Origin of the sequence: Streptococcus parasanguinis, from assembly GCF_000963275.1 — a bacterium.
Lineage (GTDB): Bacteria > Bacillota > Bacilli > Lactobacillales > Streptococcaceae > Streptococcus > Streptococcus parasanguinis_B.
On the sequence record NZ_JYOW01000001.1, the window covers coordinates 577,127 to 592,504 of the forward strand.

20 protein-coding genes and 1 other annotated feature are annotated in these 15,378 nt (G+C 36.3%); of the genes, 15 read left to right on the forward strand and 5 right to left on the reverse strand.

The genetic code is table 11. The features are described from left to right. Positions 1 to 16 precede the first annotated feature (16 nt). Together TZ97_RS02865 and TZ97_RS02870 are read left to right on the forward strand one after the other, a co-directional pair. A complete protein-coding gene (locus TZ97_RS02865; RefSeq protein ID WP_045759301.1) occupies positions 17 to 2,542 on the forward strand; it encodes an LTA synthase family protein in 2,526 nt (841 codons plus the stop codon). Positions 2,543 to 2,636: 94 nt separating this feature from the next. Further along, a complete protein-coding gene (locus TZ97_RS02870) occupies positions 2,637 to 3,113 on the forward strand; it encodes an EbsA family protein (RefSeq protein ID WP_045759302.1) in 477 nt (158 codons plus the stop codon). Positions 3,114 to 3,123: 10 nt separating this feature from the next. Here TZ97_RS02870 and TZ97_RS02875 read toward each other — a convergent pair whose 3' ends face one another. Continuing rightward, a complete protein-coding gene (locus TZ97_RS02875; protein WP_045759303.1) occupies positions 3,124 to 3,324 on the reverse strand; it encodes a ferredoxin in 201 nt (66 codons plus the stop codon). Positions 3,325 to 3,369: 45 nt separating this feature from the next. On the opposite strand from TZ97_RS02875, the gene TZ97_RS02880 reads away from it, so the two are divergent. From TZ97_RS02880 to TZ97_RS02920, 9 genes are all read left to right on the forward strand, one after another. Then, positions 3,370 to 3,825: an SAG1386/EF1546 family surface-associated protein gene (locus TZ97_RS02880; RefSeq protein ID WP_045759304.1), complete on the forward strand. Its 456-nt coding sequence runs from the start codon at positions 3,370 to 3,372 to the stop codon at positions 3,823 to 3,825. Positions 3,826 to 3,839: 14 nt separating this feature from the next. Continuing rightward, the gene (gene cmk / locus TZ97_RS02885; protein ID WP_045759305.1) at positions 3,840 to 4,520 is read left to right on the forward strand and encodes a (d)CMP kinase; all 681 of its coding nucleotides are present in this window, start codon (positions 3,840 to 3,842) and stop codon (positions 4,518 to 4,520) included. A 23-nt stretch (positions 4,521 to 4,543) separates the two neighbouring features. Beyond that, positions 4,544 to 4,672 (forward strand) — a sequence feature (ribosomal protein L20 leader region). 16 nt (positions 4,673 to 4,688) lie between these two features. Then, positions 4,689 to 5,219 carry a translation initiation factor IF-3 gene (gene infC, locus TZ97_RS02890; protein WP_031574167.1) on the forward strand — a complete coding sequence of 177 codons (531 nt, stop codon included), beginning with the start codon at positions 4,689 to 4,691 and terminating at the stop codon, positions 5,217 to 5,219. 33 nt (positions 5,220 to 5,252) lie between these two features. After that, positions 5,253 to 5,453 carry a 50S ribosomal protein L35 gene (rpmI, locus tag TZ97_RS02895; protein WP_001125942.1) on the forward strand — a complete coding sequence of 67 codons (201 nt, stop codon included), beginning with the start codon at positions 5,253 to 5,255 and terminating at the stop codon, positions 5,451 to 5,453. 49 nt (positions 5,454 to 5,502) lie between these two features. Further along, positions 5,503 to 5,862: a 50S ribosomal protein L20 gene (gene rplT / locus TZ97_RS02900; protein ID WP_000124830.1), complete on the forward strand. Its 360-nt coding sequence runs from the start codon at positions 5,503 to 5,505 to the stop codon at positions 5,860 to 5,862. Between the two features lie 104 nt (positions 5,863 to 5,966). Next, positions 5,967 to 6,434 (forward strand): deoxycytidylate deaminase, encoded by a 468-nt coding sequence (locus TZ97_RS02905; protein ID WP_200893070.1) that lies wholly within the window; start codon positions 5,967 to 5,969, stop codon positions 6,432 to 6,434. 173 nt (positions 6,435 to 6,607) lie between these two features. Beyond that, positions 6,608 to 7,048, forward strand: coding sequence for a hypothetical protein (locus TZ97_RS02910; RefSeq protein WP_045759307.1), 441 nt, complete (start codon positions 6,608 to 6,610; stop codon positions 7,046 to 7,048). Positions 7,049 to 7,182: 134 nt separating this feature from the next. Next, entirely contained in the window at positions 7,183 to 7,653 is a 471-nt protein-coding gene (locus TZ97_RS02915) for a hypothetical protein (protein ID WP_045759308.1), read from the forward strand. A gap of 132 nt (positions 7,654 to 7,785) precedes the next feature. After that, on the forward strand, positions 7,786 to 8,493 hold the full coding sequence (locus TZ97_RS02920) for a hypothetical protein (protein WP_045759309.1): 708 nt from the start codon (positions 7,786 to 7,788) through the stop codon (positions 8,491 to 8,493). A 48-nt stretch (positions 8,494 to 8,541) separates the two neighbouring features. On the opposite strand, the gene TZ97_RS02925 is transcribed toward TZ97_RS02920, so the two are convergent. The 4 genes from TZ97_RS02925 to TZ97_RS02940 are packed head-to-tail and all read right to left on the reverse strand — an operon-like array spanning position 8,542 to position 10,735. Then, entirely contained in the window at positions 8,542 to 9,090 is a 549-nt protein-coding gene (locus TZ97_RS02925) for a DUF6036 family nucleotidyltransferase (protein ID WP_045759310.1), read from the reverse strand. After that, positions 9,083 to 9,370, reverse strand: a complete 288-nt coding sequence (locus tag TZ97_RS02930) for a hypothetical protein (protein ID WP_020902550.1) — start codon at positions 9,368 to 9,370, stop codon at positions 9,083 to 9,085. The genes TZ97_RS02925 and TZ97_RS02930 overlap by 8 nt, the downstream gene beginning before the upstream one ends. A gap of 2 nt (positions 9,371 to 9,372) precedes the next feature. Beyond that, the gene (locus tag TZ97_RS02935) at positions 9,373 to 9,828 is read right to left on the reverse strand and encodes a hypothetical protein (RefSeq protein WP_045759311.1); all 456 of its coding nucleotides are present in this window, start codon (positions 9,826 to 9,828) and stop codon (positions 9,373 to 9,375) included. Further along, a complete protein-coding gene (locus TZ97_RS02940; protein ID WP_045759312.1) occupies positions 9,818 to 10,735 on the reverse strand; it encodes an IS1595 family transposase in 918 nt (305 codons plus the stop codon). The genes TZ97_RS02935 and TZ97_RS02940 overlap by 11 nt, the downstream gene beginning before the upstream one ends. A 136-nt stretch (positions 10,736 to 10,871) precedes the next feature. Here TZ97_RS02940 and TZ97_RS02945 point away from each other — a divergent pair, with 136 nt between their 5' ends. From TZ97_RS02945 to metK, 4 genes are all read left to right on the forward strand, one after another. Continuing rightward, positions 10,872 to 11,087: a hypothetical protein gene (locus tag TZ97_RS02945; protein ID WP_045759313.1), complete on the forward strand. Its 216-nt coding sequence runs from the start codon at positions 10,872 to 10,874 to the stop codon at positions 11,085 to 11,087. Continuing rightward, a complete protein-coding gene (locus TZ97_RS02950) occupies positions 11,080 to 13,371 on the forward strand; it encodes a hypothetical protein (protein ID WP_045759314.1) in 2,292 nt (763 codons plus the stop codon). The genes TZ97_RS02945 and TZ97_RS02950 overlap by 8 nt, the downstream gene beginning before the upstream one ends. Before the next feature lie 127 nt (positions 13,372 to 13,498). After that, the gene (locus TZ97_RS02955; RefSeq protein ID WP_152620210.1) at positions 13,499 to 14,002 is read left to right on the forward strand and encodes a hypothetical protein; all 504 of its coding nucleotides are present in this window, start codon (positions 13,499 to 13,501) and stop codon (positions 14,000 to 14,002) included. A 160-nt stretch (positions 14,003 to 14,162) separates the two neighbouring features. Beyond that, the gene (gene metK, locus TZ97_RS02960; protein ID WP_045759316.1) at positions 14,163 to 15,353 is read left to right on the forward strand and encodes a methionine adenosyltransferase; all 1,191 of its coding nucleotides are present in this window, start codon (positions 14,163 to 14,165) and stop codon (positions 15,351 to 15,353) included. Positions 15,354 to 15,378 lie beyond the last annotated feature (25 nt).

Here is a 15,378-nt window from a genome sequence, read left to right on the forward strand (position 1 = left end):
TTAGGAAGGATAGAACATGAAAAGAAAGAGGAAAATAGATTTTAGAGAGTTTCTTTTTAAAATTTATAATAAAATAACAAGAACACAAAAGTACTGTATAGCTCTCTTTCTTTTATTTTTTATAAGCAATACTTTCTTAACACAAAATTTGATTTCTAAAGAGATCAAATCGACAGGATCTGTATTATTCTTAGTTAATCAGTTTGGTATTTGGTTTGGAATTGCCTTCCTAATTCTGGTTTTACTAATTTCACAATACGCTTTAAAATGGATTTTTTTCTTTAAAATTTTAGTTTCATACGTAATCTATTTAATACTTTCATACTCGATTGATGTTTCGCTTAATATTAATAATCCTAGTTATAAGATTGATCATTTTGAAAAAAATAATTTTTGGCAATTTAATTCTCTAGTATTTATTTTATCATTGTTAGTGATTTCTTATGTTTTGGGTCAGATCAGAAAATCATATGATAATAAAGCGAATAGAAAAAAATTAGAACCTATTGGGAAAATGTTCGAATATGTCTTGCATTCTAGCGTAGTTTGTTCGTTCATTTTTACTGATTCTAAAATTCTTTCTTTTTTGTATCGTACATCATGGTATGTATCTGGAAATTTTGAGAAATTAGGAGCAGGAAAGTATTCCTTGAGTCAATTTTGGATTTTAGAATTTTATTTGCTACTCTTAAGTATTTTCCTGAGTTTAGTTGGCCTGCTTTTTGTAAAAGGACAAGTTGATGTAGTAAAAAATAGGTCTAGTTTTTCGCTAGCTATATTTACAAGTATTAGTCTTGCAATATTATTTAATACAGGAATTCAATTGGGACTAGGCCATGGGGAACCTTTGGTTGGATACTCAATATTTCCTGGAGGTGTAATATTTCAGATATTATGTTTAGCTTATCTATTTATTTTTCTATATATAATCTTTAATAGATATTTATTTACGACAATATTGATTTTATTTGGTGGGGTTCTGTTTATTGTTGCTAATGCTATAAAATTTAGTATGCGTGCGGAACCAATTTTGCCAAGTGATTTGGTCTGGGTATTTCAACCTTCTGTTTTATTTAGTTTTGTAGATGCCTCGGTTTTAATTACTGTGAGTATTTCCTTAGTCATTTTTACGTTTATCTATATAATAGGACGGAGATATATTTATCCAGGTAGAATTATTCGTGCAACGATCTTAAGATTTGTTTTATTAGGACTTATGCTCTTATTGTCCATTAATGTATATTCTATTTTTAAAAGAAAAGATAATGGTAAAATTATTGATGACGTTCCGATTATTACTTTGTTAAATAATTTCCAAGATACAAAATGGTTAGGAAATTCCATAAACGCTAGATATCGATCGTTGTCCTATGTTTGGTTAAATCAAATCACAACAGATCCAATTATAGAACCGAAGGGATATAGTAAAGAAAAAATCAAAGAAATTGAGAGGAAATATGATCAAGTAGCTTTAGAAATTAATAAAAATAGAAATGAGTTAATTGATAATCAAACGATTGTTTATGTTTTAAGTGAGAGTTTTGCTGACCCATCAAGAATTGAAGGGGTAAATTTATCTAGAAATCCTATACCAAAAATTCAAGAAATTAAGACAAAAGTTACAAGTGGATTAATGCAATCGGATGGTTATGGTGGTGGAACTGCAAATATGGAGTTCCAAACATTGACGGGGTTACCTTTTTATAATATTAATCCTACAGTTTCTGTATTGTACTCAGAGGTTGCTCCTAAAATGAGAAGACTAATTTCAGTTAGTGATTCATTTAATAATAAAGAAGTTATTCATTTCGAATCTCCAATTAATTATTCTAGAAATGTAATTTACAATAGATTGAAATTCAATAAATTTATAAGTATTGATGATAAAAAGAATTATGATTTAGGTTATCAAGAAGTACATATAAGTGATGAATCTACGTATAAGGCAGTATTAAAAGAGATGGATGCTAAAAAGAATCAGTTCTTTTCTGTCATTACAATTCAAAATCACTCCCCATTTATAGCAGGAGAACCTTCAGACTTAACAGCAACAGGCAGAGGTTTTTCAGATGATGAAAATACCAAGCTAACGAATTATTCACGTCTTTTAACCTTTACCGACACCGCCACCCAATCCTTCCTGGAAAGTCTTTCTAAAATAGATAAGAAGATTACAGTGGTATTCTATGGGGATCACTTACCAGGTCTCTATCCTGAGTCGGCCTTTAAGAATAATCCGGAGAGTCAGTATCAGACAGACTACTTCATTTGGAGTAATTTTGATGCACCGAAATTGAACTATCCTTTGGTCAATTCAAGTGATTTCTCTGCTATGGTCTTTGAACAGACCAATTCAAAAGTTTCACCTTACTATGCTTTGTTGACGGAAGTATTGAAAAAAGCAAGTGTCGATAAAAAGGCCTTAGAAGGGGAAGCACAAGAGATTGCAGAGGATTTGAAAATGGTTGAATACGACCTGATTAGTGGGAAAGGGTACCTTTCTAAAGACTTCTTTAAAGTCCCAACCAACAAATCTAATTAAAAGGAGAGCAAGCAGTTAAAAATCTTTGTGATTTTGGCTGTCGGGCTCCCTTTTTTTTGTTTTTTATGCTAAACTATTAGATGGGGGTACGCTCATGATTAAGATATTCGGAAAGGTCCATTATCATTGGCAGCCGGACTTATCCATTCTTGTGACTTATTGGTCCATTGCAGTGATTCCGGTCTTTATTGGACTGGCCTTGATGTATGAGAGCTCTAGTGTGCCAACGCTAGTTTTGTTTTCGTTCTTTTTATTTATGGTCTTGCTCGCGATTGGGGTCCATCGGTACTTCACGATTTATGAGGATGGGATCTTGCGGATTATTACAGCTAATCCTTTTACTCCAATCAGGGTGAAGATTGACTCGATTGAAAAGGTAGAAGTAAATAAGAAGTCGATCAAACTCATTTTTAATGATGGTTCGCGTAGTCGGACTTTCTGCATGCGCAAATGGCCGAAAAAATACTTTATCAATGCACTTGCCTTAAATTCATCTTTCAAAGGTGAAGTGGTCTTGACGGACAACTTCATCCATGTGGATTATTACGAGATGTATTATGCAGATAAATAAAAAAGCCCTCTTAATCTTTTAAGAGAGCATGAGTGGGGCATTCTTTAATAGCCTCGAGAACATCGTTTGTGACAGGAACTTCCTTTTCAAGGAGGTCGTCGTCTTCAGCAGCAAATTTAACGATGCCATTGTCATGGTAATCAAATATTTCAGAATAGGTCTGACAGAGACCGCAAGCGATGCAACGATCTGGAATTAACGTAACTTTCATACTTCTATTGTAATGATTTTTACGAGAAAAAACAAGGAGGAAGTCATGGCAAAAGAACCATGGGAAGAAGATATTTACGATGATGGAGAAGAAACATTGAAAAGAACGAGCAAGTTAAATGGAATAAAGGCAGATCGTCTGTTGACGATTTTAGCTATTATTTTCTTTGTAGTAGTAGTGGCGATGGTCTGCTTGTTGATTTTCCTTTCAACAGGTGGCAGCAATAAATCCAAACAAATGTCTGGTTTCTACAATGGAGAGACTAAGGTTGAACAGAAATCATCAGCCCCTGCAGCACAGACGGACCAAGCGGCTACTGAAGATAGTTCAAAAGATGAGAACTCTGAAGAAGGCACGATCACTGTTCAAGCAGGTGAAGGTGAAGCAGCGATTGCTGCACGTGCAGGTATTTCCATTGCCCAATTGGAACAGTTAAATCCATCTCACATGTCTACAGGATCTTGGTATGCCAATCCTGGTGATGTCGTTAAGATTCAGTAGGAGTTGAGGACAGCATGAAACAAATTCAAATTGCCATTGATGGACCGGCTTCTAGTGGAAAATCTACGGTTGCAAAGATCATTGCCAAGGATCTAGGCTACACATATCTCGATACAGGTGCTATGTATCGTGCAGCGACCTATTTGGCTCTTCAGAATGAACTGACTGAAGCAGATGTTGACCAGTTGGTTGATCTACTGAACCAATATCCTGTCAGTTTTGGTCGCTCTGAAGACGGTCAGCAATTAGTCTTCGTGGCTGATGTCGATGTGACTCATCCAATTCGTGACAATGAAGTGACCAACAATGTCTCTTGGGTATCTGCCTTGGCTCCTGTCCGTGAGCGCTTGGTAGCTCAGCAACAACAGATTGCATCCCAAGGTGGGATCGTCATGGATGGTCGTGATATTGGGACGGTTGTCTTACCAAATGCAGAATTGAAGATTTTTCTGGTGGCTTCTGTGGAAGAACGTGCAGAACGTCGCTACAAGGAAAATGTTGAAAAGGGTATTACAGCAGATCTTGAATTGTTAAAAAAAGAAATCGCCGAACGTGACTATAAGGACAGCCACCGTGCCGTGTCTCCTTTGAAACCTGCAGCAGATGCCATTCATTTTGACACAACGGGTGTTGGCATTGCAGACGTTGTGGATTTTATTGAAGAAAAAGCAAAAAAACTTCTTGACAAAGAATAAAAAACTTGATATCATATAAAAGTTGAGAAAAGCAGAAGTGAGAACTTCTCGCCTTGTGACGCAAGTTGCCTGGCCCCTACGGATCAAGTTTCAGTAATGAAATACATCATGTAGTTCGGGCCTGTATTGCAGGTCCGTTCTTTGTTTTTCTCGAATAATAAAAAAGAGGTGAAAACCATAGCAAAGCAAGACTTATTCATCAATGATGAAATTCGTGTACGTGAAGTTCGCTTAATCGGTCTTGAAGGTGAGCAATTGGGTATCAAACCACTTAGCGAAGCGCAAGCACTTGCGGACGACGCTAATGTTGACTTGGTTCTCATTCAACCTCAAGCTAAACCTCCTGTTGCAAAAATTATGGACTACGGAAAGTTCAAATTTGAGTACCAGAAGAAACAAAAAGAACAACGCAAAAAACAAAGCGTTGTGACCGTGAAAGAAGTTCGTTTGAGCCCAGTTATTGACAAGGGTGATTTCGATACAAAACTTCGCAATGCTCGCAAGTTCCTTGAAAAAGGGAACAAAGTGAAGGTTTCCATTCGCTTTAAGGGTCGGATGATCACCCATAAAGAGATTGGGGCAAAAGTTTTAGCCGATTTCGCTGAAGCAACTCAAGATATTGCTATCATCGAACAACGTGCTAAAATGGATGGTCGTCAAATGTTCATGCAGTTGGCACCAGCAACTGACAAGAAATAATCTGTCAGAAAGTTATAAAAAGGAGAAAATATCATGCCAAAACAAAAAACACACCGCGCATCAGCTAAACGTTTCAAACGTACAGGTTCTGGTGGACTTAAACGTTTCCGTGCTTACACTTCTCACCGTTTCCACGGAAAAACTAAGAAACAACGTCGTCATCTTCGTAAAGCATCTATGGTGCATTCAGGAGATTTCAAACGTATCAAAGCAATGCTTACTCGCTTGAAATAATCGCGTATTCGTAAGTAAAGAATTCTAGGAAATATTGGAGGAAATATAAATGGCACGTGTTAAAGGTGGCGTTGTATCACGCAAACGTCGTAAACGTATTCTTAAATTAGCTAAAGGTTACTATGGAGCTAAACATATCTTGTTCCGTACTGCAAAAGAACAAGTAATGAACTCTTACTACTATGCATACCGTGACCGTCGTCAAAAGAAACGTGACTTCCGTAAATTGTGGATCACACGTATCAATGCGGCAGCTCGTTTGAACGGACTTTCATACTCACAATTGATGCATGGTTTGAAATTGGCTGAGATCGAAGTAAACCGTAAAATGCTTGCTGACTTGGCTGTTAACGATGCAGCAGCTTTCACAGCTCTTGCAGACGCAGCGAAAGCAAAACTTGGTAAATAATTTTTATGAGGCTGAGAAGATTTTCTCAGTCTTTTTTTCTTGCTGATTTCATGCTATAATGAAATCAATTATAGGAGCAATCATATTAGATGGAGGACCTAAAGGTGACACACAATCGACTAGCATGGGATGAGTATTTTGCAGCTCAGGCCTTACTGATTTCGAATCGGGCGACCTGTAATCGGGCGAAAGTAGGGGCTGTTCTGGTTAAGGATAATAAGGTCATTGCAACTGGCTATAATGGGTCTGTTTCTGGAACAGATCATTGTTTAGAGGATGGCTGCCTCATGGTCGAGGGACACTGTGTTCGGACGATTCATGCGGAAGTTAATGCTATTTTGCAAGGAGCTGAAAGAGGAATTCCCAAAGGCTTCACAGCTTATGTCACGCATTTTCCTTGTCTCAATTGTACTAAACAGTTACTCCAAGTTGGCTGCAAGCGGGTGGTATACATCCATCAATACCGCATCGATGAATATGCCGAATACCTCTACCGTGAAAAAGAAGTAGAACTGATTCATCTCCCATTGGAAGTGGTTAAAGAAGCTATTGTAGAGGCAGACTTCATTTAAAAAAATCCTGTCTAAAAATTGATATAGATCTAATAGAAAGCTTGTTTTTGAGATCACGCTTGGCTGATTCGTCTAGAGGAAGGAGAGTGTGATGATACGTAAAATTTGCTATCTAATTTTCTTATTCGCCCAGGGACCTGGGGTTGTTGTTATATGAAAGGTAGGAAACCGTGATGACAGACCAAGAGAAACATTTTGAAGAAAATATCGAACCTAGTAAGATCAGTGAAGATCATCCCAATTCTGTATTTGTTCAGAATCCTCCAAAAGAAAATAGCTTACATTCTATTCTTCTTTCAGTGACCTTTTACTTATCCATTATCTATCTTGTATTGTTTGTCTCTTTATTTGCACTTTCGGGTTATGGATGGGGATTTGTCGTTTTGATTTTCCTTGGTCCAAACTTATTAAGTCTTGCGATTGGGGTCTTTCTAATTCGACTAGGGATGAAGAAGGGAAATAAAAGCCTTCTTTATGCGAGTATTGGACTCTATCTGCTGTCAATCATCTTGGCTTTTGATCCAGACTGGGAAATATTTCGAATTGCTCCCTTATGTTTAGGTGTTCTGGATTTAATCGGAACACTCCTGGTTAAAGAAGAGAAAAGCTATTGAAATATGAGGTAGGTGTAAACAATCCTAGTCAATAAAGGATTTGGGTCGATGAATACCATATTTATATCAGGTCTTCCTGTCTATTTTGAAGTGCTATTATTAAAAAGGATTAATAAGAAAGTTAGGAGATAACAATGACAGATCAACATCTACATTCTGAAACAAACCAAGAAAAAGAGGGAATGCCAGAAAAATATGTTCAGCCACCAATGGCGGAACAAGGCCAAGAAAATCCTGTTCAGCCACCAATTGTTGAGCAAGATCAACAAAAATCTGTTCCTACTTCAGTGGCTCTAACTCTAGCTTTTTGCATAGCTCTCGGCTATCTTGGCTTCCTTGTATGTGCTGGAGTTGCGTTAGGAGAGTGGGGAATTTTGATTCTAGCTTTCCTATGGCGCCATATCCTTTGTTTTATTATTGCGACCATCCTGCTCTGGTACGGGAAAAGGATGGGCAACAAAACAACTCTTTACATAGCTGCAGGTATTTATTTTGTTTCGATGATTGTGGCGCATGATCCTGCTTGGTCGTTATTTTTCTTTTCATCCCTTATAATGACAACACTGGTTTTTATTGGAACTGTAATGTTTAATAATGGAGAGTGAGGATAGAAGATGGGAGGATAAATCCTATCTTTTTTATATAGTAAGTAAAGTTAGAGATAGCGGTTACAATCTGTGTTATAATGAGAGATAATAAATCAATTTATACTTTAGTTTTATTATGGAGGGAGTTATATGTCTCGAAAAAAATGGTACCAGGGACTAATTTATTTAGTTGCCATTCTTTATATTTCGTCTGTTTGGATAACTGGAGCTCTAGAATTTTCCAGTGGAAATAGCTCGGATCCTCTAGTGTCACTAACTAGTCTATTAGAATTACCTATCTATGGTTTCATCTGCTGGTTTTTATGGAAAATTCAGGAGAGAAAACTAAATGTTGAAGGATTGGTAGGGCTTTTAATTTTATTAGTTAGTTACTTTGTTACTGATCTATTAATTTTTAATTTTCATCTAAACAAGTTATTTATACTAGTAATTATAATTGGTATTTGCTCTCTGTCTACTTTTATGCTACTAATGAATGTGGAGCTGAAACAGCTCTTGCTTTCGTGGAAGAGTAGACGTAGTTGGCAAACTGGGACTTGTTTTCTTGGCCTAGGATTAGCGACTTTCGAACTGTCTAATTATAGCTCACCATTTTTTGCAGTTTTTTCTGATGCAACCATCCATTTTTTTCTTAAGTTTGCCTTTAATGCTGCTGTCGTTTTACTATTTTTAATCTTAATGACGAAAGAAGATTTAAAATCCTTAAAATTGTATTCGACTATCTTGTTGCTACTATGTTCGGTTAAAATAATTGCTTATTTCGGGCAACCTTATTATTCACCTGCTACATTAATTTTTGGGAACTATATACCAGTTTACACTAGACACAAGATATAGTATTTTCGAGAATATCAAAAAAGGCGACTTCCAAACGGAAACCGTCTTTTAATAATGTCTAAATTCTTCATAATGTTCACTCATATATTCTGCCAACCATTCCATACCATAGGCTATCTCAAATACTTCCAATATCAATGAAAGGTCTGGTTGAAAACCATATTCTTTGAGTTTATTGATAATATCTTTTATAGAACGAATTTTCACTAGTTTAATAATTTCCCCAGCATCCTGCCTATCTCTATCTCGTCCGCTGTCTAGTTTCATTCCGAGAATGTAAGATAATGGTGGTACAAAAACAGTCAAATTTGAATAGCTAAATGCCTTCTCACAGATAGACAGTGGCGGTATTTTATTCATATTTGCAACATTGTTGTTCAGCCATAACTCATCAGGCTCATTCACGTCAAAATCATCGCCAACTTTCTCAATAATGCTTCTGATTTTAACATCTTCTTGATAAAAAGCATCAACATCTTGTGTTCCTCGAAGGTTGTAGTATTCGAGGACAAAGCCACCAACACAGATAATTTCTAGGTCAATATTTTCCTTAGCTAATTCTGTATTGAGAGCCTCAAATAAAACTTTCTTATCCATAGTTACCCTCTCTAAAGAGTTTCAAAATATCTTTTGGCTGACTTTTACGGTTCGCCTGCAAAACGTGTTCTCTTGTGTGTGTGCCTTCTGTTAAAGCATCTTGAAGGGTTATTTTTTGGAAAGGTGTTAAGGTAGGATTTTTCAACAATTGCTCTACATCATCAGTAGTTAGTTTAGTCTCCTCATCTTTAATGACCTTATAAAGATAGCGAAACCACAAATCACCGTCACTTCCAGCATGTTCACTAGCTCTCACCATGTAATCGTACCATGTTGTCATTATTATTCCCCCTCATCTTTTCTAGGGTTATAGTGCATTGCTATCCAAAGTTTTTTGTCAAAATCAGATAACTCTTTTTTCTTCTGATAAATGCAATCGTTCAAATTAGGAAATTTGAGACTGTATTTTTTCTCAAAAAAGTTCTGAAACTCCTCTTTACTTTCTGCAATATCAACCAAGGCTTCTAACTCTGCCATTTGTTTGGCAATAGCCTTTCTGTCAATTTTCTTTTGACTATCTCCAAGTACGTCATAAACACAACGTTTTGTCAGTTGAGTATAAAAAGAGCGATGTTCAGTAACAAAATCAAAGGAATAGGTCTTATCCCAGAGTTTGGTGTATTTATTGTAAAAACCATCTGAAAGGCTGACCTGATAACCAATCAGCTTACTATCAACTCTACGAGCGATAGACCTTTCCAATTCAAAATGCAGGTCATGTAATGTATTAGTAGCCATAAATCAGCTCCCTGTATTTAGTTCGGACACAGGCATTTGAAATTAGGAGATTAAAACGCTCACTATCCGAATAGTCACGAGTATTATAACGAAAAACAAATTCATCTACATAGTCTTGAAGATATTTCTTAGACCACGAATGGTAAATTCCTAATACTCCACGTTTCAATCCAGCCCAAAAGCCTTCAATCGTGTTGGTATAAACATCACCTTGCACATACTCACTAATTCCATGATTAACAAAGTCATGATTATACATCTTAGCTACTTTATTATAACCCAGCCATTCATCTGTGTAAAGTTGAGCTGTTTCCTTTACGTATTTGACAATCTGTTCAGTCAATGTTTTCGTCTTTGTATCTGGAACATGATGAGCATTAACTTTACCTTGACGTTGTACCATACCTACTACAGCAGATTTGTCTTTCAATGAACGCCCTTGAGCATTTTTGACTTTTTTGGAGTTATGACGGTTCTTGTTTTTACCACCTATGTAGGTTTCATCAACTTCCACAACATCATCAAGACTATTGTTGTTTTCAGAACTAAAACACTTACGGATACGTTCCAGCATGAACCAAGCTGTTTTTTGCGTAACACCAATATCTTTTGATAATTGTACAGATGAGATTCCTTTTTTGTGAGAAGTCACAAGCCAAATTGCCATAAACCATTTACGAAGTTCAATTTTAGTATTGTCAAAAAGAGTACCAGTCTTGACATTGAAGTATTTTCCAGTATTTTTACAACGGTATTTGTTACCTTTGCATTTGTAGACCTTTGAAGTAGCATCAAAAGGGCTGATAATCACATCGCCCCAAATCATATTTTCTAAATGGTCAATACATGACTGTTCGTCTGGAAAAGCAGATTGTAAATCAAATAATGACTTAAACTCAAACTTCATAACTGATACTCCTTACTTCTTGATTATATTATATCGAAAACAAGAATATTTGTCAATAAAAATGTAAACTTCTACTATGCAAGGTTCCAAAATTTTGATATAATAGAAGTATCAAAAATAAAGGAAATTAAGTATTATGAACGCAATCACAGCTCACAGCTCACAGCTCACAGCTCACAGCTCACAGCTCACAGCTCACAGCTCACAGCTCACAGCTCACACTGATTATGTAATCGGGCGTGTTTTTTGTCAAGCATTAAAACAGGCTTTTTCACATTTTTGTGAGAAGGCTTTTTATGTTGAGTTTTCTGAGTTGTTTTTAGAGAGAAATGGGGAGCTACAATATGCCTAACCATTTCTCAAACGAAGTTGACGGACAACTCAAGTTTTATCAAGATTATCTACCTCTTGTTGATAAAACTTTGAAAACAGATGATATTTTAACGGATTATACAGATGGTATTCTAAATGGAAATCTGATTGAATTTAAAGTTGTTATCAATGATATTAACACTGTTCTATTCCAAGCCATCAAATATCTATCCGCTCGGAGAATCAAAGGAAAAGAAATTCCCAAAAACATTCTGCTTGTGTCGCTAACGAATGAAAAAATCTACGTTTTTGATAGTCAGGAATATTTAATACATATCGAAAAAGTATATTTTGGTGGTGCAAGTGTAAAAACCTCTGGTTTTTCTTCTGATGCTCCTCTTGAAGTTTTAGAATACGGTCAAAGTCAACTAGACGAAAGTCGTCTTATTACTTTACTACGTTCAAAGCAATATACAAAAATTAACATCGACGAAAACTGTATTGTTGGTTGGGCAGAACGTTTTTATCGTGAAAACAAAGGAGCTAAAAAGTCTGATTTTATCGGTGACCATACTGGTAAAGTTAAAATTATTGGTGAAATTCGGAAACCTGAGAAACTAAAAGAGTTTATCAATCCTTATATCGGTGAAACTAATGTTCAATTTCAATATTTGATGGATAAACTCAATGATAATTTGCAAAAGAAAAATTTAGGAGCTTTCTACACTCCTGAACCTTATGTTCAAAAGTCATTGGAGCTAGTCCGACAAGCTATTAAACGTGTTCCAGAAGGAAATGATTATATTATTTTGGATAGATGTGCCGGAACTGGAAACCTTGAGAAATTGATGAGCGACGAGGAATTAAGTCACTGTGTTCTTTCAACTATAGAATATTATGAATACAAAGTTCTGCTGGAATTGCTTGGAGATAAAGTCCGTCATATCATTCCACCAACTGAAAAAGAAGATACTTTTAATATGGGGCTAGTCCGAGGAGCGGATGCTCTTAGCGAGGAATATATCAATAATGAAATTATTCAACGCTATATCAACGACCCAAAAGTAACAATTATTTTGTATGAAAACCCACCCTACGCAGATACACGCAGTATAGAACATCAAAAAGCAAAAAAGACTTCATCATCATCTCAATGGAAACAAAGTTATTTAATGAAACAGATGAAACAAGAAATCAAGGGAATGGGTGTAAATGAGATGGGAAATATCTTTATTTGGAGTGGTTTCAAATATTATCTTCGTCAGCCTACTGATAGTTACATTATTTATAGCCCAATCAAATATTGGAAAGAAATTCATCTCATTGATAAAAAGTTTGAAAGTGGATTTGCTTTCAACCGAAGACATTTTCACACTAAAATTGATGCGTTAGTTTCTTGTATTCTTTGGTCAAATGTAGATGAAAAATTAGATAATATTACCCTTGAAGCATTCAATATAGCCAATAACGAAATCTTACAAGAAGAAGATTTAACCATCAATCGTATTTATACGAAATATAGTAATGTGTATTACGACAAACGGAAATTTAGTGACGATAAATTATCTGATTTTGTATTGGGGTTAAATGGAGCAAAATTAGTAGGCACGAATAAAATTACTTCTCAGACAATTATAAATAACAATCTAATTGGCTATTTGCGAGCTTCTGGAGTGAATTTTGACAATCCTGACTTGGCTTCTTCTCTACTAGTTGCTAGTCTATATAATGGTGCAGGGTATTTCCCATTAAGAAAAGACAATTTCATCGAAAAGCTCCCAATGTTTGCCGCCAGTCGCTACATTACTTATAATCGTCACTGGACACAGCGTGCTAATATTATGAAATCTGCTGATGGCGCTGAACGTTTTAATAAAGCTGTATCAAGTAACAAGATTGAACAAGACTTATTGAAAATTCTGCTCTTCACAACACTTGAAACGCAAAATCACATGAGAAGTTTATATGGTTCTGATGGACGATTCTACCGCAATGAGTTGTCACTGGATAACTCTAATGGAGATACGCTAGCAACAGTCAACTTAGCAAAATTGAAACAAGGTTCTAAAGAGACTGCTTTATTTGAACAATGGGAAAAAGTCCTAACAGAAGCTAAGAAAACGGAAAATTATAATTCTAAATTGACGTATTCAGTTTATCAGATTATTGATGAACTTAACACATCTGAAAAAGATGAAAATGATAAAACAATCTATAACTATCCCGAATTAAACGGACACTTGAATACATTGAAAACAATGATAAAAGAATATTATAATTCTGAAATTGTGCCATTTTTATTTGAGTATGAATTTTTGAAATAAGCATAAAAAAGACGACTTCCGTTTGGAAGTCGCCTTTTTTGATATTCTCGAAAATACTATATCTTGTGTCTAGTGTAAACTGGTATATAGTTCCCTAATTTTTTACTTCGTTTTATCTATTTATCAAGTGTGTCGTGTTAATGGTGTTTTTGATAAATATGCTGTAGAAGCGGTACCTGAGAATGGATTGGAGGAAATAAGTGAAATTTCTGAAATTGAACTGTTGAAATTGAATGGCAAAAGTGATGAAATGATAAATGAAAATCCTGAGGGGAGTGAAAGCCAAGCTGATTCTGGCAACTATCAAAAAGGGCTTTCACTAAATTCACCTTGGCTATTGACATCTTTGGCTATAACTGTGTTAAGCCTCAGTTTTCTTTTTACTGAACTCATTAATTCAGGAAGCTATGCTAGCCTATATCTAGTTTTTGCTTTTATTCATCATGGGTTTTATCTTATTGCAACGATTTTACTTTGGTTAGGAATGAAGAGTGGTAAAACAGGATTTTTAACTGCAGCGATAATATTTTTTGGGCTCTCCTTTTTTTGGACCCGTAGGCCTGTATCGATTCTGTTAGTAATCCTCATATGGATTGGTTCTCGGGGTAGTAAAGAAAAAAGAGTGAGTTAAAAGATATAGTTTAAAACTATATCTTTTTCTTTTTAGAAACAAAGAAGCTTTCAGGGAAATTATGTTATAATGAAGTGTTATATGGTCCCGATAAGGTGATAGACTGTCTATCAGTACTTTGTAACTCTATAACAATATTTTTTAAGGGGGGGACATTTTTATGTCAGAACGTAAACTTTTCACGTCTGAATCAGTATCTGAGGGGCATCCAGATAAGATTGCAGACCAAATTTCAGATGCTATTTTGGATGCTATTTTAGAGCAAGACCCAGAAGCACACGTGGCTGCTGAAACAGCTGTTTATACAGGTTCAGTCCATGTCTTCGGTGAAATTTCAACAAATGCTTATGTCGATATTAACCGTGTGGTTCGTGATACCATTGCAGAAATTGGTTATACCAATACAGAGTATGGTTTCTCTGCTGAAACTGTAGGAGTGCATCCATCATTGGTAGAGCAGTCTCCTGATATTGCCCAAGGTGTTAATGAAGCCTTGGAAGTTCGTGGGAATGCAGATCAAGATCCACTCGATTTGATTGGTGCTGGTGACCAAGGTCTAATGTTTGGTTTTGCGGTGGATGAAACAGAAGAACTCATGCCATTGCCAATTTCACTCAGTCACAAGTTGGTTCGTCGCTTGGCAGAGCTACGTAAGTCTGGTGAAATTAGCTATCTTCGTCCAGATGCGAAATCGCAGGTCACTGTTGAGTACGATGAAAACGACCGCCCAGTGCGCGTGGATACAGTTGTTATTTCAACCCAACACGATCCAGAAGTCAGCAATGAACAAATCCACGAAGATGTGATTAACAAGGTCATCAAAGAAGTAATTCCAGTTTCTTACTTAGATGATGAGACTAAATTCTTCATCAACCCAACAGGACGCTTTGTTATTGGTGGACCTCAAGGGGACTCAGGATTGACAGGTCGCAAGATCATCGTCGATACCTATGGTGGTTATTCACGTCACGGTGGTGGTGCCTTTTCTGGTAAGGACGCAACTAAGGTGGACCGTTCCGCTTCTTATGCCGCTCGCTACATTGCTAAAAATATTGTGGCAGCTGGTCTTGCTAAGAAAGCAGAAGTGCAATTGGCTTATGCGATCGGGGTTGCTCAACCTGTCTCTGTTCGTATCGATACTTTCGGTACAAGTACTGTTGCTGAGAGCAAATTAGAAGCAGCAGCGCGTCAAATCTTTGACCTTCGCCCAGCAGGAATCATCCAAATGCTTGACCTCAAACGTCCAATCTACCGTCAAACAGCGGCTTATGGCCATATGGGACGGACGGATATCGATCTTCCATGGGAACGTTTGGATAGGGTAGAAGCCTTGAAAGAAGCTGTAAAATAATTCGTTGAAATGTAAAAGTTAGGGT